The following is a 26,148-nucleotide window of genomic DNA, read 5'->3' on the forward strand; positions in this document are numbered from 1 at the left end:
CGCCAGGGGTTTTACAAGCCCGGCACAGGAGCCAGCCGGGCAAATATGGTTTACTAAAGCTTTTTCAGGTCGATGGCATTGGCCAGCTTTAATATAGTGCTTTGTGCGGCATTGTCACCACGCAGGGTGATCATGGCGCCTGTAGGGGATAAAAGCTGGATTTCCAGGTTATCGCCATCAACTTTCTGCACTGCCTGAATACCTTGTATTTTAATGAGCTTACCGCCAGACATCGCAATCATTGACGGGTTGCTTAGCATCATTGAAAACGCCTGCAGCATAGGAGAGTCCATCATTAACTGTATTTCAATACGGTGATCGTCGTTATAGTAGTTGCGAGATGCCGTAATACCACCGCCAAACATTGCTGCACCGGCAACTTCACTGCTAGCGTCTTCGGCTTGCCAACCGGATGGTGCAGGAGGAAATGCATTTTTTACCTGCTCGCCTTTTTCCTGGCGAATAAGCGTGCTGGCATAGTCGAGCTGGGCAATGGCCTGTGACAACTCGCCGGCTTTATAGTGCTTGGTGGCTGACTCGATAGCTTCATCAATGTCAGATGCCAGAGCTTGGAAGCTTAAGCAACCACTTAATAGGCTAACAACCAGCGTTTTATAGTGTGTTTTCATGTTGTAGTTCACTCCGTTGATTAACAAATTGTGCACATTATAGTCAGTTAAAATCTATGCCGCCAATCGTTCTTCTTTGCATTGACAATATGGCGTATTGCCCCAACATTAATAACATTAGTGTATTGCCATATTATTTAATGTTTTAAGGTTTTTTATGACTGCAACCGACAATGTTTTGTTATCTTTTCCTGATTTACCGCCTTTTTCTACCATTACACCGGAGCAGGTAAAGCCTGCAGTAGAGCAGGCTATCGCCCAGGCGCGAGCAGCTGTTGAGCGGGTTGTTGCCGCGCCAGAAGTAAGCTGGCATAGCCTGATTGAACAACTAGAGCAAGATAGTGACCGGTTAAGTAAGCTGTGGTCGCCGGTTGCGCATATGCACTCTGTTGTTGACAGCACCGCGCTGCGTGAAGCTTTTGAAAGCTGCTTGCCGCTGCTGTCTGATTTCAGCACCTGGCTGGGGCAGCACGAAGGTCTCTATCAAAAATATCAGCAACTGGCGCAAAGCACTGACTACGCTAATTTAACTGCGGCAGAGCAAAAGGTTATTCAAAATGCATTGCGCGATTTTAAGCTATCAGGCATAGGTTTATCGGCAGATAAAAAGCAGCGTTATGGCGAAATTCAAAGCCGCTTGTCCGATTTAAGCTCGCAGTTTTCCAACAACACCCTCGATGCCACACAGGCTTGGTACAAGCATATTACTGATGCGGCAGAGCTTGCGGGGTTACCCGAAGACGCTAAGTTAGCTGCAGCAGAAGAAGCGCAAAGCCGTGACCTTACCGGCTGGGTGTTTACGCTGGAGTTCCCAAGCTACATTGCTGTAATGACCTATGCCGATAATCGTCAGCTGCGTGAAGCACTTTACAGCGCTTACTGCACGCGCGCGTCGGATCAAGGCCCAACAGCAGGCCAGTTTGACAACAGCGCCATTATTGAAGAAACATTGGCATTAAAGCACGAGCTGGCTCAATTGCTGGACTTTAACAACGCGGCTGAAGAGTCACTGGCTACCAAAATGGCACAAAGCCCGGCGCAGGTTTTGGACTTTTTACATGATTTAGCTAAACGCGCTAAACCACAGGCAGAGCAGGATTTAGCTGAACTTACCGCCTTTACTACCGCCGAGTTTGGTATTAATGAGCTGGCAGCTTGGGATGTCACCTACTATGCAGAAAAGCTCAAGCAAGCCCGGTATTCCATTTCTGACGAACAGTTGCGGCCGTATTTCCCGGAGCACAAAGTCGTTGCCGGTTTATTTGCTGTGCTAAATAAGCTGTTTGGTGTTGTAGTACGCCAACGTGAAGGTGTTGATGTTTGGCACAACGATGTGAAGTTTTACGATATCTTTGACCAAACCGGTGAACTGCGTGGCAGCTTTTACTTAGATTTATACGCACGGTCAAAAAAGCGCGGTGGCGCCTGGATGGATGATTGTCAGGGCCGGCGTATACTGCCAGATGGCAGCGTGCAAACACCTGTAGCCTACCTTACTTGTAACTTTAATAAACCGGTCGGGGGCAAACCGGCATTGTTTACCCATGATGAAGTGGTTACCTTATTTCACGAATTTGGCCATGGCATTCATCATATGCTCACAAAAGTAGACGCTGCAGCTGTCGCTGGTATAAATGGTGTGGCATGGGACGCCGTGGAGCTGCCAAGCCAATTTTTAGAGAACTGGTGCTGGCAAAGTGAAGCGCTGGCTATTATTGCCGGGCATTATGAAACAGGCGCAGCACTGCCAGACGATTTATTAGAAAAAATGCTAGCCGCTAAAAATTTCCAATCGGCGATGTTCCTTGTCCGTCAGCTGGAATTTGCCCTGTTTGATTTTCGTTTACATGCCGAGTACGACCCCGCGCAGGGCGGCCGCGTGCAGCAGATGCTGGATGACGTCCGCACAGAAGTATCGGTAATAATACCGCCACGTTTTAACCGCTTTCAGCATGGTTTTGGTCATATTTTTGCCGGTGGTTATGGTGCTGGGTATTACAGCTATTTATGGGCTGAGGTACTGTCGGCTGATGCGTTTGGCCGTTTTGAGGAAGAGGGTATTTTTAATGCCGACACCGGCCGTGATTTTCTGCGCTGGATTTTAGAGCGCGGTGGCAGCGCGGAACCTATGGAGTTATTTAAAGGCTTCCGAGGGCGAGAGCCAAGCAATGCCGCTTTGCTGCGGCATATGGGCATAGCGGGCTAGTTGCTGTTGTGATGATTAATTTAGCAATTCATTGCCAATTCATACCCGCTCTGCCAAGCTCAATGCCAAACAGCGGAGGAAAGTAAATGCGCACTAAGTTATTGATACTGATAATGACAACCCTTGCTCTGACGGCTTGCCAACAGGGCCAGGCCAGCAACGACCCCAGTGTCGAGCGATTGCCACCTCAGCCGTTGGTCGAGCCAATTGATCCGACAACTGATCCGGTGGCGGCGGTTAAAGCGAGGAGGAAACAAATGATTGACCAGCAACCGTTATCGGCAATGCGTGCCGAAATTATGGCACTGATAGGTGACGCACAAGCGGATAACATTCAACAGTGCCGGGTGGTAGAGTTTGGTAGTAAGCCTTGCGGTGGGCCAGCCAGTTATATTGCTTTATCTACCAAAGATGGCAACGAAAGCGAAATTATGACGCTTATTAGTAAATATAATGCGGCACAAAAAGCGGAAAATGCCCGCTTAGGTTTAATGTCCGACTGTGCAGTGGTGCCAAAGCCTGGAGTGATACTCGAAAATGGGGTTTGTACGTTAAAAGGTGCAGGCAACGGTTCTGTGTTTTAACCCACAGTATTTGGCGTAATTGTTCTGGCCGGATTATAAGGGCAGCAGTTAGACTGTTGCCCGTTTTAGTTTCTAAAGTAGAGTAATATGGATACTGCTGAATCTTTTGCGCGTATTTATCAGCGTGCTTGCGAGCGTAAAGGCGGCGCTGCTGCTTTGGAGGCCTTGCTTGGGCAAAGTGCCAGCGCTGACGATATTGCCGCCATCCCCGATAACCTGTTACTAGGCGAGCTGACAAAAAAAGTATTTCAATCCGGTTTTGTCTGGCGGGTTGTGAGGCAGAAATGGCCTGGCTTTTGTGAGGTGTTTTTCGATTTTGCCATTGAAAAAATTTTACTGATGAGCGACGAAATGCTCGAAGCAAAAGCGCGCGACGAACGTATTATCCGCAACGCAAGTAAAGTGTTTACCATTCGCCACAACGCTATGATGATTGATGATATTGCGATGAAACATGGCAGTTTTGCCAAGTTTATTGCCCACTGGCCAAGCAGTGACATTATTGGCCTGTGGGCTTATCTTAAAAAGCACGGAGCACGTTTAGGCGGCAATACCGGGCCCTACGCATTGCGGGCTATTGGTAAAGATACCTTTATTTTAAGCGAGGATGTTGAAGCATACCTGCGGGCCACCAGGGTGTTTGACGGTGGAATTACCAGCAAACGCAGTTTGGCACAAATTCAACAGCAGTTTAATGTATGGCAGCAAGAGTCGGGGCGCAGCCTGCAGCAAATAAGCCAGATCATAGCGTTAAGTGTTGGCGAAAATTTTGTCGGTATGGCACGGTAATGGCCTTGAGTATCTTAGCCAGTTCACTGCTAGATGCTGACTATGCGGCTAGTTTATGTCAGCAGTTTGGCCTAACGCTTGCCGATGAAGTAAGCGGCTGGCATTTAGCCTGGCATAATGATGCGTTGGTGCTGAGAAACGCTGAGCTGCCAAAACAGGGCGATATTGTGGTCGATTTTGCCAGCGGTGCCGCCAGTTACCGGCGCTTGCATGGTGGAGGTAAAGGCGAGGCGATAGCCAAAGCCTGTGGCTTGAATAAAAAGCGCGAATTAACGGTGTTAGACGCAACAGCGGGTCTTGGCCGTGATGCTTTTGTGCTGGCGAGTCTTGGCGCCAGCGTTACCTTAGTTGAACGTAATCCGGTTGTCGCAGCGCTGTTATATGATGGGTTACGCCGGGGCTGTAATATTACTGAGCTACACTGGTTAGCCAAGCGTATGACATTACTGCATAGCCCGGGTATTGATGCGCTACAACAGCACCCGGCAGTGGATGTGGTTTACTTAGATCCTATGTTTCCGCCACGGGATAAAACTGCCTTGGTAAAAAAGGAAATGCGTGCCTTTCACGATGTTGTGGGTAGTGACACCGATGCAGATGCCTTGTTGGCACCAGCATTGCTGCTGGCGCAAAAAAGGGTGGTGGTGAAACGGCCAGGTTATGCTGATTTTCTGGCTGGGAAGGCACCGACTATGTCGGTAACGGGTAAGAATAATCGGTTTGATGTGTATATAAACGCCGCTATTTAATAGTGTGGCTTAGCAATTAACTTAACAGGGAAACAGCGATGATTAAAATAGGCGACAAGTTACCAGAGGTAAGTTTTTCACAACTGACGAAAGAAGGCGTAATGAACCCCACCACCAGCCAAATTTTTGCCAACAAAAAAGTGGTATTGTTTGCTGTACCTGGTGCGTTTACGCCTACCTGTTCAGCAGCGCATTTACCAGGCTACATTACACTGGCCGACCAAATTAAAGCCAAGGGCGTTGACGCTATTGTGTGTACTGCGGTAAACGATGCGTTTGTTATGAGTGCCTGGGCAAAAAGCCAGAATGCGGAAGAGATCGTATTTTTAGCCGATGGTGGCGCGGCGTTTCATAAGGCTATAGGCCTGACAATGGAAACTGCTGATTTTGGCGGTGTGCGCTCACAGCGTTATGCCATGATTGTCGAAAACGGTGTTGTAACACTGTTAAATGTTGAAGCACCAAAAACGTTTGAAGTCAGTAAAGCTGAAACCATTTTAGCCGCGCTGTAGCATACCCAGAAATTGACCTCTGTCCGGAGGTCAATTGATTGTACTAGCTATCGTTTGCCTGAACTCACACTGTGATAGATGGCTTCGAGCTTTTCACATTGCCGACGAATATTAAAATGTTGATCTATGTGGTCAATACCTGCTTGAGACATTTGATCGCGTATTGCAGTAGATTGCAATACAGCGAGTAAATTTGCAGCAAGTTGTCCGACATCTTTTTGTGTCGACAGCAGGCCGGTCTTTTCATGCACAACCCCTTCACTGACGCCTCCGGTATCAAACGCGACAACCGGGGTACCTACTGCCTGAGATTCAACGCATACCGTAGGCATGCCTTCTTCATTGCCTCTGGCCATAACAATACTTGGCAAACAGGTTACCCAGGCTTTTGACATCAGATGTTTTACTTGAGCTCTATTTTGCGCGCCAACAAAGGTGACATTGTTTATGTCGCTCGCCAGTGCCTGTAGTTTTTCTTGGTATGAGCCATACCCGGCAATAATTAACTGGGCATCCGGTAAGGTTTTATGAATGGTTTTCATCGCCTGCAGTAAATACTGACAGCCTTTTTGCTCTATTAACCGGCCAACAAATAAAATAGTTGGCGGGTCAAATTTATCCTCTGCAGGGCTAAAAAACTGGTTATCAATGCCTATGTAATGCTGAATAATTTTATCTTCCGGGCAGCCCCGGGCCAGCAACTTGTTTTGTATGAATTTAGACACCGCTAATATTTTTGCAGAGTGTTTGAAGGTAATATTTCGATGTTTACTGTTGTACGAAAATTTGTCTTTTTGCGTAACATCCGAGCCGTGAAACGTTGTGATCAAGGGCAGATTTAACGTCTTGGCTATTGGCGCACAGTAGTAACCGCCCTTACCAAAATGGGCATGTATGACATTAGCTTGTTGTGCCGCCAATGCGTTTGCCCATTTAGACGTCAAAATTTGACAGCCATCCAATAGTAATCGGGATAGCATCGCGAAAGGCTCAACATTCGCTTGCACGCAACTGGACATACCCTCAATAAGATTAATGCCACCACTATCGTTTCTTAACCCGATATAAATGGGTTCAAAACTGGGCAGATTATTGCCTTGGGCGGCTACAAAGGTATTGGATCTTGGTAGCACACGCTTAGTGAAGATAAGTACTTTTGCTGACATAGGTTGACGTTATTTATTAATCAGTGCCGACTTAACGCGGCGAATGGCTTTACGAACTACCGAAATTTTACTGTCTTCTTTATAACGGCCTTTTTCAGCGTGGCGAATAAGCAGCAAATTGGGTAAGGCTATTGGTACACCATGGGTGCCTAGCAACCAGCGTACGGCACGGTCTTCGTAGGTTTTAGTCCAGTGGTATTTGGGTTTTTGGTATACCGCTAAATCGTCACAGTAACCGCAAGCACGCGCAACATCACCATGAATAATCTGAATAGCGCCGGTCGCACGGTCAAATTTACGCGGTTTAAACTTGCTGGTATCTACTTCCAATAACTCGGTTTTATCTTTGCCAGCGGAAATCATCGGATCGGCTTCTGTTAGCAGTGGCGTTACTAACAATGTATCAGGGAAAACTAAAATATCTTGCCGGCCCTTCAACAGCTGTTCAAGCGTGTCTAAGCAGCCTTCGTGAAATACCATGTCGCAGTCGGCGAACCAAATCCAGTCGGCGCTAGTGTGTTTAGACGCGTGGTTGCGGCCTATGGCGCGGCGCAGCAGCAATGGCGTTGGTAATTCCTGAAAATTCCACTCTACATTGGGCACGTCAATAGTTTGAAAATGCTTAAGCAGCTTAGCGGTTTCTACATCTTCTGCAGAATAAAATACGGTAAACCGCACTTGCATATGCGTGGGCGGATACTTGACCAGCGAGCTTAGCTGATAAACAAAAAAGCGCGCGTAGTTCCAGCAATGGCTGACAATTTCTATTTTTAAATTGTCATCTACCACCCGCAGGTTGGCTTTCACCGGTTGGTTTTTAATAAAAGCAGTGGCAGGGAAATAGCCTGATGCGGCAAAGCGCAATAAAAACTCTTTTACGCCATCGAACATAGCCGGTTGCTGGTGTTTAGGTAACGCCATAATAAGCTCCAAAGACCCACAGTGTGTGCAGCTGTAAAAGCTGGGATCGGACAACAAATATGCCCGCTAGCGTAGCATTTAATGCCGTTTTGAAACAGAATCTTTTGGTATCAGCGGGTTAAATTTGGCATTATGGCGGCCATTGCGCTTTGCCTGTTAAGGCGCCCGTATTCTAAGCCTGACTGTTAACCGCAGGGAATCGTTAATGCCACAGCTGTTTGTCCGTGTTTGCTATAGCGTGCTTATTTATCTTGTTACTGTGCCTGCGGTGCTGTATCTGCTTTGGCGCTCGGGTAAAGATAAACGCTACCGCCAACGTTTGGCTGAGCGGTTTGCCTGGCAGACAGTACCGGCTAATGCACGTGGTGGTATTGTTGTGCACGCGGTATCCGTGGGTGAAGTGGTGGCGGCTACGCCACTTATTCACGCCTTGCAGCAGCGCTATCCGCATCTTAGATTAACCATAACCTGCACGACACCAACCGGCTCTGAACGCATTAAACAAACCTTTGGCGACAGTGTTTACCACTGCTATTTGCCAGTAGATACGCCAGGGGCGGTATCACGCTGGCTAAACAAGCTGCAACCGCAGGCGGTTATCGTGCTGGAAACTGAACTGTGGCCAAATGTGTTGCAGCAATGCCGCAGTGCACTTATTCCCACCATAGTGGTCAATGCCCGCTTATCTGCCCGCTCGGCTCGCGGTTATAGGCGCTGGCATGCATTTTCTCAGCTGGCGCTGAGCAATATTAGCGTGTTGTTAGCCCAAAATAGCCACACCGTTCGGCGTTTTAAAGCGCTTGGTTGCCAGGCCGAGCATTTGGTTAGCGGAAACCTGAAGTTTGATATGGCACCAGCGGTTGCGGCATTGGAGGGCGTGTTTGCGCAGTTTACGCCAGTACTGGCAAAGCGTCAGGTGTGGGTGGCGGGCAGTACCCATGTAGGTGAAGACGCATTACTACTTAGTGCTTATCAGCAGCTAAAACCTCAGTTCCCAGAGTTACTGCTGTTATTAGTCCCACGTCATCCTGAGCGTTTTAACGCCGTGGCACAGCAAGTGCAGCAAGCCGGATTACAATTGTTACGTCGCAGCAGTAATGCCCCAGTGTGTGATGCAACAGATGTGCTGCTTGGTGACAGCATGGGGGAGTTGATGGTTTGGTATCAGTTGGCTGACGTGGTGTTTATTGGCGGCAGTTTAATTGAGCGTGGTGGTCATAATCCGCTGGAGGCAATGTCGCTGGGTAAAGCGATACAAAGCGGGCCACATGTGTTTAATTTTGCACAGGCGTATCAATGGCTACATAAGGCAAAGGCGGTTAATTGGGTCAGCGATGTAGCCTCTCTGGTAAGCAACACGGCGCAGTTACTCTTGCAACCTCAGGTGCGTAAACAGCAAGGCGAGCAGGCGCTCGCGTTGTATCAACAACAGTCAGGAGCGGCAGTGCGCAGTTGTCAGGCTATTGCCGACTATCTTGGGCCGGATACGGATAGCTTTTGCGTTGGAGTGCAGCAACGCGGGGTAAGCTGGTATCAGCGTGATGTGTTTCACCACGAGACTAACCTGAGCTTTGTACCTGAGAATTGGCAACAACAAGGTGCGGTTATTGGCCAATCTAAAGGGCGGAATATCGCTTGGTTTGTGCGCCACAACGACACAAATTTTGTCTTGCGGCATTATTACCGTGGAGGCTTGGTAGGTAAGGTAATACAGGATAAATTTTGCTTTCAACGGGTGCTGCGTAGCCGTGCCATGCAGGAGTTTGCCTTACTACGACATATGCGCCGCTGCGGCTTACCTGTACCCAGACCTCTTGCCGCGCATTATCAGGTATCTGGCGGTTATTATCGCTCTGATCTAATAATTGAACTCATTGCCGCTAGCCGTGATCTTTATACGGTGCTTTGTGCTTCGGAAGCGCTGACAGTTTTGCAGTGGCAGCAGTTGGGGGCACTGATTGCCCGCTTTCATCAACAAGGGGTTTATCACTCAGATCTTAATTGTCATAACATTCTGCTGGATCAGCATGGTGAGTTTTGGCTGATTGATTTTGATAAATGCGCAATTCGACCAAACGGACATTGGCAGCGCGATAACCTGGCACGGTTACAGCGGTCGTTAGTAAAAGAACGCGGTCTGCACGCTGACTTTGCCTGGCATGAACAACACTGGTTAGCATTGCTAGATGGTTACAATCGACAGTCTGCCTGAAAAAATAGACGATTAATCGCAGTTTTTCGCTGTTTATTCACGCTAGGTTCACTTTTTATCTTGGTTTCGCCCTTGGTGTAAACGCCTTTATTTGATATAACAACATGCAATGGAGGGGCATCTATGCGGCTAAATAAAATAATAACAAGCTTAATGGTCACCAGCTTTATGTTGGCGGCTGAACCGCAACAACAAATCGCTGATGCAAAGGCAGCATTTCAGCAAGGTGACTATGTTAAGGCGGCTGAAATCTGGCAATCTCTGGCAATGGATGGCAATACTATGGCTCAGTTTGAGCTGGCGAAAATGTATTCGATGGGCCAAGGGGTTGAACAAGACGCTTTGCAAGCAGCTTATTGGTTGGAGCAGGCAGCGTCTAATAGCTCCGATTTCGCCGAATCAGCCAGAGCGAAAAAAGACATTACCGATGAACTTGCGGCGCGCAAAGCGCAGCAGGACACTTCGGTTATTGCACCTGCACCTGCATCAGATGATGTTACGGTACCTTTGGTCGAAGTACCTACTGCTGCCATTGCTGCTGCGCCAACGGCTCCGGAACTACAGCCGGCAGTAGAGGTTACCAAGAAAATAACGACGCCTGTTCAGGCGACATCTAATCCAGATGTGATTAAAACGCAAACCGTGAGCAAGCCCAAACAAGCCGAGTTAGCTGTACTGCCTTTGGTAGATGCGAAGTTTGATAGCGGTTTGCGAGAGTTTCAGCGCAAAAATTATGCAGAAGCCTTTAGCCATTGGTATCCGCTGGCTGAATCAGGTATGGCAGATGCTCAATTTAATCTCGCCGCCATGTATGCAAATGGTTATGGTGTGTCTGTTGATGCTATCGCAGCTGCGCAGTGGTTTAGCGCCGCTGCTGAACAAGGCATGGCGCAGGCACAATATCATTTGGCTGTATCACTGGCCAACGGTATCGGGTTGGCGCAGGATGACGCGTTGTCGGTATTTTGGTATCGCCAAGCGGCAGAACAACAGCATGTATTAGCAATGTATAATCTAGGCTTTATGTATGGCGGCGGGCGGGGTGTGCCAAAGGACGATACTAGTGCATTAATGTGGTACGAACGTGCGGCTGCGCAGGGTGATATTGATGCGCAATACATCGTTGCTGAACGTTACAGTGTGGGTCGTGGTGCGCCGGTTAATATTGCAAAAGCCATCGATTGGTATCAAAAAGCATTGGAACAGGGGCATATTCGTTCAGGGTATCAATTGGGGCAATATCACTTGCAGGGTATAGGCTTTAGTCAGAATGATAACCGTGCATTTGAACTGTTTAGCCGTGCGGCAGCGCAGGGGTTAATAGAAGCGCAGCGTGAAGTTGGGATCAGTTATTCGCTTGGCCGTGGCACACGAGGAAACGATGCTAAAGCGGTTGAGTTCCTTGAGCTGGCTTGTGGTGAACAAGATCAATCTGCATGCTATTACCTCGCTATTCACCTTAGTGAAGGTCGTGGAATACGGGCGGACGCCCGTCGGGCTGCTGAGCTGTTAAAACTTGCAGCAACGGCGGGCAATAGGGATGCGCAGTTCCGTTTAGGCAACTTACTAAGTCAGGATGAAACCGCCAGTGCAAGTGAGGCGCACAAGTGGTTAAAGCTTTCCGCCGAACAGGGCAATGCTGATGCACAGTATCTTGTAGCGTTACAGTTAGCTAACGGCACAGGCGTGAAGCAAGATGATGCAGAGGCCGTTAAATGGTATCAGCGAGCTGCAGATCAAGGCGTATTGTTTGCGCAATATAATTTGGGTTTTATGTATGGTGCGGGCCGTGGTGTAGCGCAAGATAATGAAAAAGCGTTGTATTGGTACAGTAAGGTAGCAGAGCAAGGTGATGCCGATGCCCAGTTTAATTTGGGTTCGCGTTATGAAACAGGACGCGGTGTCAGGCAGGATGATAAACAAGCCGTATATTGGTATCAGAAAGCAGTTGCTCAAGGCCATCAGCGTGCCGTGGCAAATTTAGGCTACATGTATGAAAAAGGCTATGGTGTAAGTTTAGATGAGCGCAAAGCTTTTGAGCTATATCAGCAGTCGTTAGACGCTAAGGTACCGCGTGCGTTAACTGCATTGGGTTTGTTTTATAAAAATGGCCGGCAGGTAAAAGTTGACGATAAAAAGGCAGTTGAATTGTTTGCTATGGCGGCTGAACAAGGTTATGCCAATGCTCAGTACAACTTAGGTTGGATGTATGAATACGGTCGTGGCGTGAGTAAAGATTTGGTAAAAGCCCGTGACTTGTATCAGAAAGCTGCTGATCAAAGCGAGCCGTTAGCGCAGGCTCAGTTAAGCCGGTTATTAAACCCATAAACCGTTATAACTAAAGCCATAAAGAGTAAAAACAAAAAAGGCCAGCTGTGATGCTGGCCTTTTGCATTAGACAATCTTAATTACGGTTTGTATTCGGTTACCAAGGTTAGGCCACTGAACGTACTGTAGGCGCGTAGGCTGATATGCCATACAGCAGCTTGTGGATTATTAATCGCACAGCTTTCAGTATTGCCGTTTTTATATGGACGACAATCATAGGTGGTTGTGGTTGGCTGGGCGCCACGACGAACATATAAGTCTGCATCACCTGAACCACCTGAAGCATTTACCGTTAAACTGCTCATGCCAGCAGGCACGGTAACAGTGTAGTGTAGCCAGTTGCCCTTAGTCGCTGTCAGGTTGTTTAGTGTGCTACTACCACCTGTACTGCCACCTGAACCTGAGCCAGCTGTGTAATCTGCCACTAACGATACGCCAGAATATGCACTGTAACCGTTAATCATTACATGATATGTACCGGCTTGAGGTGCGGCAAAACTGCAGCTCTCAGCATTACCGCCTTTGTATGGACGACAATCGTAGCTTGAGCTTGTTGGCGCACTACCAAACTTAACGAAGATATCCGCATCACCTGAACCACCAGACATAGTAAATGTCAGGTTGGTTGCACCGGCAGGAACAACGAAGGTATAAAACGTATTGCTTCCTGCTGCACCGCTCAGGCTTGTTTGCGCAACGCCTTTTTGCAGCTCATTGCCCGCTGGTGGTTGTGGCTCTTCGCCGCCGCCGTTGCCATTCCCGTCACATCCGTTCTGTGCAATATAGTCATAGGCAGTCTTGGTGCGAACTAAACCAAAGCCGTAAGAGTTGTCACGACCTGCTGTGCCTAAATCTTCGGCTGTCAGTGCCAGCACATTACGAATTTGTGCATTGGTACACTGCGGGTAATGGCTCCACAACAGTGCTGCAACACCCGCTACATGCGGCGATGCCATTGAAGTACCACTCATTAAGCCATAGTTGCTGGCACCTGAGCTAACATTAGCTGTTTGGTTAAGTTTGCCCATAAGTGCCTGGCCAACCGCTTGAGTAACAGCAAGTGCTGGAATGGTAGTACCTGGGTTGTCACCCAGAGTGCCGCCAAAATCGCCAGTAGTGTTGTTATAAATAATTGCGGCTAAACCACCGCCATCTTCACAAGATTGTACTTTTTGCACAAAGCTAACGTTGCCACGTTCAATTAAACAAATTTTATTGCTAACTGTCGTACACGTTGTTTCACCTAAACCACAACTGGCCAGTGCTGCAGTAGCAGAGCCATCAGACGAATTAGTCATTGGGCTACTTTCGTAGCTGGTGCTGCCTACGCTTAATAGTGCTTCTAAGCCTGTGCCTTCAGGGTAGGTAGAGCGAATGTCTACACCCGGGCCGGCCAGTTCTACTTGTACGTTACGCTGTGAAAAGTCAGCCAGTTGCTTGTTTTTATCAATTGCGGCAACAGAAACAACAGCATCATAAGAAGCTGGGTAAGAAAGTGTGGTATTGCCATCGTTGCCCGCAGCGGCGATCAGTAATACGCCTGCATCAAAAGCGGCTTGCATAGCGTTACCTTCAGTCGTGCTTGCACCACCGCCACCCAAGCTCATGTTAATTACCGTAGCACCATTGGTTACACAGGTATTTACGGCATTGGCCAACGTGGAGGTATACCCCCAGCCTTCGGCGTTAAACACTTTAACAATGTGCAGTTTTAGGTTGCCGTTTGGCAGTACGCCAAGCATGCCTGTGCTGTTGTTTAATGCGGCAATAGTTCCTGCTACGTGCGTGCCGTGTGGGCCACCATTGTCGTACCAGTTACCGGTGCCTGAATTGTTAGTGCCGGTAATATTGCCAGTTAAGAAATCTTCATGTGGCAAATCTAAACCAGAGTCGATAATGCACACTTTCTGGTTTGAAGCGAACTGGTCACTTACCTGATTCGCTTGAACCATGGTGTAACCGAATGGGATCTGCTGTGCCATTGGGAAGCGTTTGTAATCTTCTTCAACAAACTCAACATCACTTGCATTTTGCAATTCGGCTAATTCAGCAGCCGATAATTCCACTGCAATTGAAGATTGTGCAGCTAATACTTCTTTTACCTTGGCACCACGTAATTCCAACCGTTGTTTGCGTTGTTGCAAATTGTGGTTGCGTCGTTCAACGGCATTAAGGCTAAACGCGCCAGGGCCGGCAAAATCCAGCTGTTGCTGCTTATATTTTACGATATAACGTTTAGATTCATTTTTTTCTACAGGCAGCAACTTTGCCGCTACCGGGCTGAGATACTGGCTTGCTTCATCAACGGTGATTTGCGCATTGGTATGGGTAGCAACCAATAGCGTGGCTGGTAAGCAAAGCAGTGCCAGCTTGGTTAGTGTGAACTGAGGCTTTCTCATTAATTTCTCTTATTATGTAGTTATTTATTGTTATGTGTTTCCTGGACGACGACGGCATATTGCAACCATGCAACAACATCTACTTCTGTTTTATCTAATATGTAATTAAGTGTAAATACACGAAACAGTGACAATTGTTGCAATTTTTCATTTTGCTTAACGACGTTTCAAAAAAAGGTCTTTGTTAAAACGCCGGTTAAAAAATAAACTGAGCGAAACCAGCCCCTTTGGCGACGTTTTCAATTATGTGTAAGTTTCTCCTTTATGCTTAAATGCTATAAGTTATAACTGAACTGATTGAAGCTGGTGGCACGATTGCAACCAGGCAAAGAGTAAACGACAATAGCGCCTATATTAGAGTTCAAGATAGGCCGATGTAATGCAAGCGTGGGACGTTATAGTAATTGGAGCCGGTGCCGCTGGCCTGATGTGTGCGATTGAGGCCGGTAAACGTGGCCGTAACGTACTGGTACTGGATAATGGCAAGCGCGTAGGGCGTAAAATTTTGATGTCGGGTGGCGGGCGTTGTAATTTTACCAATATGTATACCGGGCCTGAGAATTTCCTCTCGCAAAATAAGCATTTTTGTAAATCGGCATTAAGCCGTTATACCCAGTGGGATTTTATCGGCTTGGTGCAGCAGCATGGCATTGCTTTTCATGAAAAAACGCTGGGTCAGCTGTTTTGTGATGACAGCGCTAAAGACATTGTAGAAATGCTGCTCAGAGAAGCTAAAGCGGCCAATGTGCAAATTGCATTGCAGCAAAGTATTACTGGCGTGAGTTTTGCTGATGGCCAATATACCGTTACCACGGCAGAGCTAAACCGGCAGTGCCAAAGTCTTGTTGTCGCCAGCGGCGGTTTAAGCTTGCCCAATTTAGGTGCCACGGCATTTGGCTTCCAGTTAGCCGAGCAATTTGGGTTAAAAGTGTTACCGCTGCGAGCCGCTTTAGTACCCTTAACGTGGCAACCTAGTGATAAAGCTGTATTTGAAGAAATCAGTGGTGTCGCCTTGCCGGTTACTGCACAAGCCAACGACACACTATTTCCGGAAGACATGCTGTTTACCCACCGTGGGCTAAGCGGGCCGGCTATATTGCAGGTATCCAGCTACTGGCAGCCAGGTGATGAGGTGATAGTAAACATGTCACCGCAAACCGATTTAGCGGCGTTTTTAGCTGAACAGCAGCAAGCCCATCCAGAGCAAGAGGTGAAAACCGCCCTGACTAAATTACTGCCTAAACGGCTGGTAGAAAAACTAATTGAACTACAAGTGTTTACTAACCAACCGCTAAAAGCATTAAACCCGAAAACCACGAAACAGATTGCTGACAGCCTGCATGGTTACATTTTTAAGCCCAACGGTACTGAGGGCTACCGCACCGCAGAAGTGACTATTGGTGGCGTGGATACCGACTATTTATCGTCAAAAACCATGGAAGCTAAACAGCAACCCGGCTTGTATTTTGTTGGCGAAGTGGTCGATGTTACCGGTTGGCTGGGAGGCTACAACTTTCAGTGGGCCTGGGCCAGTGGCTGGGTTGCTGGGCAATATTGCTAACTTTTGTGGAATAACAATAAAGTTTGCCCTAAGTGTTGATGAGCTTTAAGCTAAATCAAAACTTTTAATTGGTATATTTTGGATGGGAAGAGGCCGAAAGTTAGCAACCCTTAGCGATTTCAATTGTAGTGGTCAACAACTGATTTAGAGTGAAAACCCGAACGAAACTTGGGAATAAAACTCTTGCATGAGGGTTTTCGCATGAAGTGAGTAAGCGTTTTAAAATCCCTCGCTCGAAAGGGCGTGCCGGTTCAAGTCCGGCCCCGGGCACCATTTAATCCTCTGATTTAATGCAACTTTTTCTATAAAGCTCAATTCTCACCTCAACCTTCAAAAACATCAGGATGTGCAGGTTATATGCGGATTGTTTGATGTTTCGCTTCAAATCACCACTTTTAGCCACTGTTTTGTCGCCGTTTAAACCCGATTTAAGCCATTTCGTGCATTAAGGTTTAGCCTTCTATCAGATAACGCTAGTTTCGCACTGCTTAATCACACAGTATTACCAGAGCTTATTAACTGCCTTTGCGCTGGTAAGAAATCAGCTGCACTTAAGGTGCCGCCATACAGTGAAAATCCAAGCAGCTACGGCATTTAGCTTTCGCTGACACTGAATTCGCTTACCTAATGACTTTAGCCGCCTTTATCAGGCGCAGTGCTTAAGTGTTTAGTGCTTTAAATAATGAACAATTGTTCAAATAATTGAAATACTTTTCTGCTGCGGCCGTTCTACTACGCAGACACTTAAACTTAGGAGAAAATGATGCTTAACACTATACCGACTATTATCCGTGCCCTGATGCTTTTGGTTGCGATGACCGCACTACCTGCTTTTGCAAAGCAAGCCTTTACCGAGCAAGGCTTTGAACAAGCTCAAGCCGCAAACGAGCTGGTACTGATTGATGTGTACGCCACCTGGTGTCCAACCTGTAAAAAACAAAGCAAAGTACTTGATGCTTACTTTAGCGAATACCCTGACAGCAAATTAAAAGTACTGGTGGTAGATTTTGACAAGCAGAAAGACTGGGTAAGTTTTTTTAAAGCACCACGTCAGTCAACGTTATTGCTATATCGCGGCGAAGAGCAGTTGTGGTTCTCGGTGGCTGAAACTAACAAAGAGCGAATTTTTGCCCGCTTACGCGAAGCAGAACAAGCAAGCGCTGCGGAGTAAGTATAAAGATGGAAGTCACCGCTATTCCAATCGCCTTTCTGGCAGGCATATTAAGCCTGATTTCACCCTGCGTGCTACCGATGATTCCGGCGGTAACGGCATCGTCGATGCAGGCATCGCGTTGGGGCGTACTTTCTCTGGCGCTGGGTATAAGCCTGGCCTTTGCGCTGGCCGGTACTTTGCTGACGTTTTTATTGTTAAGCCTGGGCATATCGACTGAATGGCTGCGCTATTTTTCTGTTGTGCTCATGCTATTGATGGCTGCCGTACTGCTGATCCCGGCAGCAGCAGATCGGTTTTCTTACTGGCTGTCACGTTTGACAGGTCCGGCAGCCAATATTCAATTGCAAGGCAGTAGCAATGGTATGCAATTTTTAATCGGCGCAACCCTGGGCTTGGTGTGGTTGCCTTGTGTTGGCCCGACACTGGGCACTGCAATTGCATTGGCCTCTACTGGCCAGAGTATGCCGATGGCATTTGTGGTGATGCTGAGCTTTGGCTTGGGTACGGCCTTACCGCTGGTGCTGATTGGCTATGCTTCGGGTACCAAACTGCAGCGTTGGCGTGGCTCCGCTGTTGCGGGTAAAAAGCTGCTGGGCTGGACTTTACTACTGTTGGCGCTGGTGATTATTACCGGGTTTGACAGGGTATTGGAGCAGCTGGCACTTGAAATACTACCAGACTTTGTCACGTCACTTTAAGTAACCATTTACCGGGGTTGCATCCCTTTGGCGGTGGAGACACCGCCGGTTTTATTTTTGTAGCAGTGTCGCAAGCACATCTTCTACCATTTCAGCCAAAACGGTTTGATCTGGTTGCGTTTGTGCGTAGGTTTTAAGGCCAATAATTTGCGCCTGTAACACTTTGCTGAGCCGCTCTGGCGGTGCGGATAAATACACACCTTGTGCTTGCGCCTGTTGCAGCAATTGGCGAAATGCCAGCTCCATCTCGGCAAGCAAACTTTTTGCCAACAGTGCCAGTTTTGAGCCTTCAGCACTTAACTCCGCTACGGTTTTAACCAGCATACAAACCTGACTTGGCGCTTGCTCAGCGTGTAGCACCTGCAAACGGACAAACTGCCGCAACGCCGCTATTGGCGTTGCGGTATCTGCCTGACATTGTGCCAAAAACTGCTGGCCCTGCGCAGCGTACCTGAGTAAGGCATCGTGATACAGGGTTTCTTTATCGCCAAAGCTGGCGTACAAGCTGCCCGGTCGTAAATTAACGGTCTGTAACAGTTCGCGCATAGAGGTACCGTTAAAGCCGCGTTGCCAAAATAAACGCTGTGCTTTATCGATAACCTGGTCACGATCAAACTTAATAGAATTTGTCATAACATCCTCTTAGAACGATTGTTCAAGTTCAACTATATTAGTGCCATACCCGATATAAGGAGAAACACATGTCTGACTTTACCCTGCACACCCTCGATAGCGCACCAGAGCACAGCAAGCCATTGCTGGAAAAATCGCTGAAAAGCTTTGGCAGTATTCCCAATTTGCATGCGGTCATGGCGGCTGCACCTGCGGTGCTGGAGGCTTACAAAAACCTACACCAGCTGTTTATGCAAACCTCCTTTAATGCTGCGGAAAAAACGGTGATTTGGCAGAGTATTAATACCGAGCATCAGTGTCACTATTGCGTGCCGGCACACACCGCTATTGCCAATATGATGCAGGTTGATCAGCAGTTAATTACTGCGCTGAAAAACAAGCAGCCGCTTGATGATGCCAAATTGCAACAGCTACGCGACACCACCCTTGCGCTCGTGCGCCAACGCGGACAGCTGAACGCCGAACAAGTGCAGACATTTTATGCGGCAGGCTATAACCGGCAACAATTGCTGGAAATTATTCTGGGCATCAGCCAAAAAGTGATGAGTAACTACGTTAATCACATCGCCGCTACGCCATTGGATGATGCCTTTAAGCCTTTTGCTTAACACGCTGAAATACAATAGGCCTTAGCAAGGTCTTGCTTTATACATAAACCAAGGACAATGTATGTTATGTATCAGCATTATCTTGCTACCTTGCAGCAAGCAGAAGACTTTCTCTTCAAGCTTACTCCGTCGCAGTATATTGCCGCCGCCGCAGATGGCGGCAGCAGTATTGGCAAACATATGCGCCACATACTCGATCATTTTTTTGCCATAGCAAATTCTGACGGTTTAGTTAATTATGAACAGCGCCAACGTGGTACTGCATTGGAAGCTGACCCCGCTCTGGCACTGGCAAAACTGGCGCAGCTAAAAACCTGGCTGAAGCAGTTACCACAGCAGCAGCTGACACGAAGCGTTATGGTTCGAAGTGATATCGGCATAGGGACGCAGCAACTGGTTAATGTTGAAAGTACCTTAGGTCGCGAACTGATGTTCGCCTGCAGCCATGCCATTCATCACTATGCCATGCTAAAACAGTTATATCAGCAGCAAACTGGGCAATGTCTTCGTGCTGAATTTGGTTTAGCACCTTCTACCGCCACATTTTTACGTCAGCAGCAATGTGTACGCTAAGCTGGTTTTTTAAAAACGACGGCCTGCAGCTGTTCTTTAACCGCGATGAGCAACGTAGCCGCCCTAAAGCTGTACCGCCCGCCTATTTTGCTGAGCATAACGCGGTATACCCAACCGATCCGCAAGGCGCAGGCACCTGGCTGGCTCTGACGGGTGGAGGGGCGGTATATTGCCTGCTGAACAATTATCAGGCTGCAGGTCGCAGTTTGATTGAAAAGCCTGTCTCGCGGGGGCAGGTGATCATGCAGTTGTTGCAACAGCCGCAGCAGGACCTAATCAGCGCCCTGCAGCAATTACCCTTACAGCAGATCCAGCCTTTCACGCTGTGTTATTTTGCACCGCAGGCGCGCGGTGATGATGACATACTTTGTATTAGTTTGCAGGGAGGCAAGTTGCAGCAACACAGAGCAATATCGCCTTTGATTTCATCCGCAGTAAACTTGCCTGAAGTCAGTGCGCAGCGCATTGAAGTGTATCAGCAATTATGTGTCGCTACAGCGGCAGGCACAGAGCAGTATCTGCAATTTCATAGCAGCCATGTACCGGCAGCATCCGCTTTATCGGTGTGTATGCACCGGTTCGATGCTCACACCGTCAGTTTCAGCCATATTAGTATCAGTGGCAGCCACAAGCAGTTTCACTATGTTGATGGAGCCCCCTGCAGTAATGCCGCATCGCTAACCCTCTGTTTATAAACCGGCAGTAAATCGGCAAAGAATAACTTCTGCAATTTTTCCGGCGCTTGGCTGATATCAACGCTAAGCAGCAGGCCTGGGGTAGCAGCAAAATTAGGGTCGATGCCAACGCAGTAAAAACGCGCTCCCAACTGATGATACTGTCGCACCAGCACTGGCACACCTTTACCGTCCGGTTCAATTTGCCGTACTAACCAATCCAAACTGTCGATGTCGCGCGGCTGCCGTGCCAGATATTCTGCCAGCGCCGGATGTACTGGATGGCTAAACGGCAACTTAGCTCGTACGTTTGCATCAGGTTGTGTTAGAAATTTCTGGATTAAACTAACACTAAGCGGTGTGTACTGGCGTGATAATGACACGGTGCCATACAACACCCTGTAACGTGGAAACTGGCTAACAAAGGCGGCAATACCGCGAAACAGCAATAACAAGCCATGAAAGCTGCGCTGCTGATCGGCGACAATAAAAGAGCGGCCCATTTCCAGACAAGGCTGCTGCTGATTAATAAACTGACTGGAAAAATCAAACATCCGGCTTAAATACAAACCCGCTATACCGCTCTGCTGCAGCAAGTTATCGGTTTGTCCCATCCGATAGGCACCAATAATTCGCTCAGCCTGATGATCAAACACCAGCAAATGGGTATAGCTTTGGTCAAATTGATCGCCATCTTGTGCCTTGCCACTGCCTTCGTCCAGCAAGCGAAAGTTGGCCTCTCGCAGCAAGCGAATTTCTTCTACCACTGAAGGGCATTGCGCCTGACTGCAATAGTAACTGCTGTAATGTTTAAACTGTGCAAGTTTTTGCCCCTCTGGTAGAGCAGCCAGTTCTGCGCTGAGTGTCGCTTTAGCTTGTGCAGGGGCCAGCGCTTGCTCTGGCTGGCTTTCCTCTGTTGGCCAGTGCTGCTGATAAGCCGGATCTTGCAGGTAAGTTACAAGTTGTAGTAAATCGGTATTATGATGATCAGCCACGGGTAACAGCTCCTGTATCGGTTGGCTAAAGGTAACAGAAAAGCTTTTGTGGTTACTGACCAGTAGCTCGCGAACCAGCAAAATCATCCGCAGGCGATACCACAGCTTACCGGCAAGGTAAAACCCGGGCCGGTTCTGGCCGCTGATAAAGCAACTGATAATAGGCGCCTGGCTTTGCTTTGCCAGCATCGCCACACTGCGATGCCAGCGATGATCCAACACAGCATTGTCGGTGCCTTGTGGATAGCTGACCCTGCCAGCCGGGAACACCAATAAGGTGCCACCCGTTTTAAGGTGAGCAAGCGCCGTTTTAAGCGAGCTTAAGTTTCCACTGGCACCGGCTTTTAGCGGGTTGGTATAAATAAAATAGTCTGACAACTCAGTGAAGATACCCAGCATACGGTTGGCAAGAATTTTTACATCTGAGCGTTGCTGTGCCAGCAAATGTGCCATGACTACACCTTCCAGCCCACCAAAAGGATGGTTGGCAACAATAATCAACGGGCCATTTGTCGGCAACGCCGGCATCTGGCAACTGATCTGCAAATTAAACTGTGCGATAAACTGCCTGGTAAACTGCTCGGGCGACAAACCGGCGAAACCTTGCGTCTGATAACGCTGGTTCAGCCGGTGAATGGCGGTTACGCGGTCAATCACAAACGCAACAGAACGTTTTAACCATGATGGCCAAGGTTCTGGCAGAAAAGAGAAAGCTGATATCAAATTAGCACCGGTTTAACAGCATTTAATTAAAGTATGGTAAAGACTTTCAGCCATCAGGCTATAATTATTGTCATCAGGCTTAATTGCCGACTGGTATATTTTGGGTGAACTACACATATATGCCGCATCCTAACCCTCACTTATTAGCATAGACCCGATAAACCGACATTCGCTTTCACCTACTGTCTTAATGGTCGCTAAGCTTGCACGAATATCTTACCAATATATGGTTTTTGTTATTACCGAACGGTTGATTACAGCCGCATAGCTTAGCTTCGGTTGTTAACTTGCTTCCTATCTCAAAAATTGAAACAACATATCTAAACTCGCCTCTATAACAGCTATTTGACGGAGAGTGTGTACACCTTTCTGCCCTATTTGAGCAGTAACTGGTAAGCTGCCACCCACTCCGGCCTGCCTCAGGGAAGCTATAATTAAGCTGCTTTATCATCACCAAATCAAATTATTGGTTGACAAATTGGACATAATTAAATAGCTTTGCCTCCATGCCGATTGGTAAGCTAATGGCTTTAATCAAGCAATTAGCGGCCAATACCTATTCGGTTCTACAACAGCATTTACTCGTTGCAACAATGCAACAACAAATGGCTTTGTGGTGTACAAAAGTTTCTTCGCACCATTGTCAGTGCAGCAAAAATTTAGGGGTTAACAATGTCAAAACCAGCGATCGGTTTCATCGGCCTTGGCCTTATGGGCGGCAACATGGTCGAAAATCTACAGAAGAAAGGCTATCAGCTGACTGTAATGGATCTTAACAAAGACGCAGTAGCAGCCTGTGTTGCCAGAGGTGCATCTACTACAAGCTCGGCAAAGGAGCTGGCAGCATCTGTTGATATCGTCATGCTTTGTCTCACCACATCAGCTATTGTTGAAAAAGTGGTTTACGGTGAAGACGGTATTCTCGCTGGTATCAAAGCAGGAGCGGTGCTAGTGGATTTTGGTACCTCTATTCCAGCGTCAACGCACAAAATCGGTGCTGACCTGGTTAAGAAAGGTGCAGGTATGATCGACGCCCCGCTGGGTCGCACTCCGGCACATGCAAAAGATGGATTACTGAATATTATGGCTGCCGGTGATCCGGAGACATTCAACAAAGTGAAGCCCGTGTTGCAGGATCAAGGGGAAAACGTGTTTTATCTGGGCAAGTTGGGTGCTGGGCATACGACAAAACTTATCAACAACTTCGTTGGTATGACGACCGTTTGCGCCATGTCTCAGGCATTTGCCATCGCTGACCGTGCCGGTGTTGATCGGCAACAACTGTTCGACATTATGTCGACCGGACCTTCCAGTTCGCCTTTTATGAAGTTCTGCAAGCACTATGCAGTGGATAACGTCAGTGATCTCGGCTTCTCACTGGCAAATGCTAACAAAGACCTGGGCTACTTCCTCAAAATGGTTGAAGACCTTGGCACCGAATCAAAAATTGCCAAGGGATCATCTGCTGACTTGCAAGCCGCATTCGATGCCGGTATGGGCAACGGCAACGTGCCAGAGATATTCGATTTTTACCGCACGCTTGGCAAATAGAGCGGATTGTCAGCCTATCGGCGCTATCCGGGCTCTGAATTCTGAGAATAGAATCGCAGCTCAGTTTTAGAAAAGCGTCGACTGTGGATCAGGCGCTAATAAGATAGAACTTATTAGCGCAGGAAGTAACCCTCTGACTTCATGCTCCGACAGCAATGAAGCGAATCTCAGTATTGAGGTGCAAAACGTAATGCGTTTACTCAAAGGTTTTCTGTTAAACATTTGCTTAGCTCTGCTATTGCTCCCGCTGTCAGTTACTGTATTCGCTACAGAATATTTTGTAGAGAGTCAAGACGACTACAAGGCGATTTCATCGACATTGGTTGCAGGTGACAAGATAATCTTGAAAAACGGAGTTTGGACCGACTTTGAGATATTACTGGAGGGCCAAGGCCGGGCTGAAGCCCCCATAACGCTGACGGCAGAAACAAAGGGCCAAGTGATACTTTCTGGCCTGTCTAATCTTCGGTTGGCAGGTCAGTTTCTTACCGTTTCAGGCTTGGTGTTTAAAAACGGCACTACCCCCAGTAGTGCCGTTATTGAGTTTCGCAAAAACAGTGATGAGCTAGCCTTCCACTCCAGGGTGACAGAAGTGGTCATCGATAACTATAACAATCCGGATAAACAGGAATCGGATTATTGGGTAGCGATGTATGGGCAGCATAATCGTTTAGACCACGGTCATTTCGTGGGTAAACGCAATAAAGGCGTCACCATTGCTGTCCGATTAAACAGCGAACAGAGTCAGCAAAACTATCACCGTATTGATCATAACTACTTTGGTTATCGCCCTACCTTTGGTTCTAATGGTGGCGAAACTCTGCGTATTGGCACCAGCCATTATTCGCTTACCGATTCTTATACCTTGGTTGAAAACAATTACTTCGAACACACCAACGGTGAAGTAGAAATTATCTCGGTAAAGTCCGGCAAAAATACCCTGCGTGGCAACGTGTTTTTTGAAGCCCGTGGCACGCTCACCCTGCGCCATGGTAACGGTAATATCGTTGAGCAGAATATATTTCTGGGTAATGGCGTGGAACACACTGGTGGCATACGTGTTATCAACAAAGATCAGGTGATCCGTAACAATTATTTGCAAGGTTTAAAAGGCTATCGATTTGGCAGTGGCTTTACGGTGCTAAATGGCGTCCCTGACTCGTCAATCAACCGCTATCATCAGGTCGAAAACGCCCATATCGTCAACAACAGCTTTATTGACGTCGACCACATCCACCTGGCGGCCGGTAGCGATGCCGAACGCACCGCGGTGCCTATTAACTCAGTGATGAAAGACAACCTGATAATCAATACCGATAACCAGCAGCCATTTAGCCTGTTTGATGATGTTAGCGGTATCAAGCTCTCCGGCAACGTTGCAAATACCCAGGTGCCAGCAGCGCTGAGCTCTGGTGTAAAACGCCAGGACGTTGCTGTTAAAAAAGCTAAAACCGGCCTGCTTTATCCCGTGACTGACAAGCTAAATGCCGGGGCAACGCGAGACCTGAAAGTACTGGCTAAACAAGAAACAGGTGTCAGTTGGTATCCGAAGTTGCCAGGAGTAGTGGCATTCGATTCAGGTCAAACACATAGGGTTAAGAGCGGAGCAAAGGCTTTATTAGCGGCAATAGACAACGCTGCTGATGGTGACGTTATTCTGCTGGCCAATGGTCAATATACTGTGTCAAAACTTATCAAGATTGATAAAACCCTAACCATTAAAGCGGCACAGGCAGGCCAGGCCCAGTTGACTTTTGAACGTTCTGCCTTGTTTGAAATCCGGGATGGTGGCAGTTTGAAACTTGACGGCTTAACTATCTCAGGAGCAAACAGCCCAGACGCCGCGGGCAATACTGTCGTTCGGACGCAAAAGTGGGGCATGGTTGATAACTACCGTTTTGTAATGCTCAATTCACAAATCTTGCAGCTGGATATCAACCATTCGTTCGATTTCTTCGCCACGGGCAAAGGCGCCTTTGCTGATGAGATCAGCCTGATGGGTAACACTTTTGAGAATGTGACTGGCGACATTCTGCGCCTGAACACTGAAATTGAGGACCTGGGAATTTATAACGCCGAGTATGTCACGTTAAAGGGTAATACCTTCAACAACGTGCAGGGTGCTGTGGTGAAGCTTTATCGTGGTGGCACCGATGAAAGTACCTTCGGACCGCATTTGTTAATGGCAGACAACACGTTAAACCAGGTTGGTTATGGCAATCGCAACAAGAATAAAGCCAGTCTCTATCTGCACGGCGTTCAGGTTGCCGACATTCTTAGCAACACCCTGGTCAGGTCTGCCCCGGTAATGATTGAGCATACGGTTGGGGAGCCGGTAACGGTGATTAAGGGCAATCTTTTTGATGCGACCCAGGCACCCACTGTGACTGAGCTTCGGGTTGAAGGCCCGCATACAGCCATCATTGACGATAACAAAACAGTTAACACTGAGAAGAGGTAGCC

General features: G+C 47.8%; 21 protein-coding genes. 15 read left to right on the top strand and 6 right to left on the bottom strand.

The window, feature by feature from the left end:
- Positions 1-53: 53 nt before the first annotated feature.
- On the bottom strand, positions 54-629 hold the full coding sequence (locus ORJ00_RS08955) for a hypothetical protein (RefSeq protein WP_305977531.1): 576 nt from the start codon (positions 627-629) through the stop codon (positions 54-56).
- Positions 630-786: 157 nt separating this feature from the next.
- Here ORJ00_RS08955 and prlC point away from each other — a divergent pair, with 157 nt between their 5' ends.
- The 5 genes from prlC (at position 787) to ORJ00_RS08980 (ending at position 5,469) form a co-directional block, all read left to right on the top strand.
- Positions 787-2,835: an oligopeptidase A gene (gene prlC, locus ORJ00_RS08960; RefSeq protein WP_306139617.1), complete on the top strand. Its 2,049-nt coding sequence runs from the start codon at positions 787-789 to the stop codon at positions 2,833-2,835.
- Between the two features lie 86 nt (positions 2,836-2,921).
- Complete coding sequence (locus ORJ00_RS08965) at positions 2,922-3,419, top strand: hypothetical protein (RefSeq protein ID WP_306139618.1); 498 nt, start codon at positions 2,922-2,924, stop codon at positions 3,417-3,419.
- 87 nt (positions 3,420-3,506) lie between these two features.
- Complete coding sequence (locus tag ORJ00_RS08970; RefSeq protein WP_306139619.1) at positions 3,507-4,208, top strand: DNA-3-methyladenine glycosylase I; 702 nt, start codon at positions 3,507-3,509, stop codon at positions 4,206-4,208.
- Positions 4,208-4,957, top strand: a complete 750-nt coding sequence (locus tag ORJ00_RS08975; RefSeq protein ID WP_306139620.1) for a class I SAM-dependent methyltransferase — start codon at positions 4,208-4,210, stop codon at positions 4,955-4,957. Before ORJ00_RS08970 ends, ORJ00_RS08975 begins: the two co-directional genes overlap by 1 nt.
- A gap of 38 nt (positions 4,958-4,995) precedes the next feature.
- Entirely contained in the window at positions 4,996-5,469 is a 474-nt protein-coding gene (locus ORJ00_RS08980) for a peroxiredoxin (protein WP_306125709.1), read from the top strand.
- Positions 5,470-5,516: 47 nt separating this feature from the next.
- Here ORJ00_RS08980 and ORJ00_RS08985 read toward each other — a convergent pair whose 3' ends face one another.
- Entirely contained in the window at positions 5,517-6,635 is a 1,119-nt protein-coding gene (locus ORJ00_RS08985; protein ID WP_306139621.1) for a glycosyltransferase, read from the bottom strand.
- 9 nt (positions 6,636-6,644) lie between these two features.
- Positions 6,645-7,556, bottom strand: a complete 912-nt coding sequence (locus tag ORJ00_RS08990; protein WP_306139622.1) for a glycosyltransferase family A protein — start codon at positions 7,554-7,556, stop codon at positions 6,645-6,647.
- Positions 7,557-7,761: 205 nt separating this feature from the next.
- On the opposite strand from ORJ00_RS08990, the gene waaA reads away from it, so the two are divergent.
- Together waaA and ORJ00_RS09000 are read left to right on the top strand one after the other, a co-directional pair.
- Positions 7,762-9,768, top strand: coding sequence for a lipid IV(A) 3-deoxy-D-manno-octulosonic acid transferase (waaA, locus tag ORJ00_RS08995; protein WP_306139623.1), 2,007 nt, complete (start codon positions 7,762-7,764; stop codon positions 9,766-9,768).
- Between the two features lie 123 nt (positions 9,769-9,891).
- A complete protein-coding gene (locus ORJ00_RS09000; protein WP_306139624.1) occupies positions 9,892-12,096 on the top strand; it encodes an SEL1-like repeat protein in 2,205 nt (734 codons plus the stop codon).
- A gap of 80 nt (positions 12,097-12,176) precedes the next feature.
- On the opposite strand, the gene ORJ00_RS09005 is transcribed toward ORJ00_RS09000, so the two are convergent.
- A complete protein-coding gene (locus ORJ00_RS09005) occupies positions 12,177-14,495 on the bottom strand; it encodes a S8 family serine peptidase (protein ID WP_306139625.1) in 2,319 nt (772 codons plus the stop codon).
- A gap of 379 nt (positions 14,496-14,874) precedes the next feature.
- Here ORJ00_RS09005 and ORJ00_RS09010 point away from each other — a divergent pair, with 379 nt between their 5' ends.
- The 3 genes from ORJ00_RS09010 (at position 14,875) to ORJ00_RS09020 (ending at position 17,928) form a co-directional block, all read left to right on the top strand.
- Complete coding sequence (locus tag ORJ00_RS09010; protein WP_306139626.1) at positions 14,875-16,056, top strand: BaiN/RdsA family NAD(P)/FAD-dependent oxidoreductase; 1,182 nt, start codon at positions 14,875-14,877, stop codon at positions 16,054-16,056.
- Positions 16,057-16,816: 760 nt separating this feature from the next.
- Entirely contained in the window at positions 16,817-17,227 is a 411-nt protein-coding gene (locus ORJ00_RS09015) for a thioredoxin family protein (protein WP_306139627.1), read from the top strand.
- A gap of 8 nt (positions 17,228-17,235) precedes the next feature.
- Entirely contained in the window at positions 17,236-17,928 is a 693-nt protein-coding gene (locus ORJ00_RS09020; RefSeq protein WP_305974817.1) for a cytochrome c biogenesis CcdA family protein, read from the top strand.
- A gap of 51 nt (positions 17,929-17,979) precedes the next feature.
- On the opposite strand, the gene ORJ00_RS09025 is transcribed toward ORJ00_RS09020, so the two are convergent.
- Positions 17,980-18,561 carry a TetR/AcrR family transcriptional regulator gene (locus ORJ00_RS09025; protein WP_306139628.1) on the bottom strand — a complete coding sequence of 194 codons (582 nt, stop codon included), beginning with the start codon at positions 18,559-18,561 and terminating at the stop codon, positions 17,980-17,982.
- Between the two features lie 68 nt (positions 18,562-18,629).
- Between ORJ00_RS09025 and ORJ00_RS09030 the strand changes: the two genes are divergently transcribed.
- The 3 genes from ORJ00_RS09030 (at position 18,630) to ORJ00_RS09040 (ending at position 20,437) form a co-directional block, all read left to right on the top strand.
- Entirely contained in the window at positions 18,630-19,169 is a 540-nt protein-coding gene (locus ORJ00_RS09030; RefSeq protein WP_306139630.1) for a carboxymuconolactone decarboxylase family protein, read from the top strand.
- 66 nt (positions 19,170-19,235) lie between these two features.
- Positions 19,236-19,742: a DinB family protein gene (locus ORJ00_RS09035; RefSeq protein WP_305974823.1), complete on the top strand. Its 507-nt coding sequence runs from the start codon at positions 19,236-19,238 to the stop codon at positions 19,740-19,742.
- Positions 19,730-20,437 (top strand): NRDE family protein, encoded by a 708-nt coding sequence (locus ORJ00_RS09040; protein ID WP_306139631.1) that lies wholly within the window; start codon positions 19,730-19,732, stop codon positions 20,435-20,437. The genes ORJ00_RS09035 and ORJ00_RS09040 overlap by 13 nt, the downstream gene beginning before the upstream one ends.
- Here ORJ00_RS09040 and ORJ00_RS09045 read toward each other — a convergent pair.
- On the bottom strand, positions 20,383-22,134 hold the full coding sequence (locus ORJ00_RS09045) for a bifunctional lysophospholipid acyltransferase family protein/GNAT family N-acetyltransferase (RefSeq protein WP_306139632.1): 1,752 nt from the start codon (positions 22,132-22,134) through the stop codon (positions 20,383-20,385). The genes ORJ00_RS09040 and ORJ00_RS09045 overlap by 55 nt on opposite strands.
- Positions 22,135-22,806: 672 nt before the next feature.
- Here ORJ00_RS09045 and ORJ00_RS09050 point away from each other — a divergent pair.
- Positions 22,807-23,685 carry an NAD(P)-dependent oxidoreductase gene (locus ORJ00_RS09050; protein ID WP_305974829.1) on the top strand — a complete coding sequence of 293 codons (879 nt, stop codon included), beginning with the start codon at positions 22,807-22,809 and terminating at the stop codon, positions 23,683-23,685.
- A 190-nt stretch (positions 23,686-23,875) separates the two neighbouring features.
- Entirely contained in the window at positions 23,876-26,146 is a 2,271-nt protein-coding gene (locus ORJ00_RS09055) for a chondroitinase-B domain-containing protein (RefSeq protein WP_306125698.1), read from the top strand.
- Positions 26,147-26,148 lie beyond the last annotated feature (2 nt).

This window comes from Rheinheimera baltica, assembly GCF_030731985.1.
In the GTDB taxonomy this organism is placed as follows: domain Bacteria; phylum Pseudomonadota; class Gammaproteobacteria; order Enterobacterales; family Alteromonadaceae; genus Alishewanella; species Alishewanella baltica.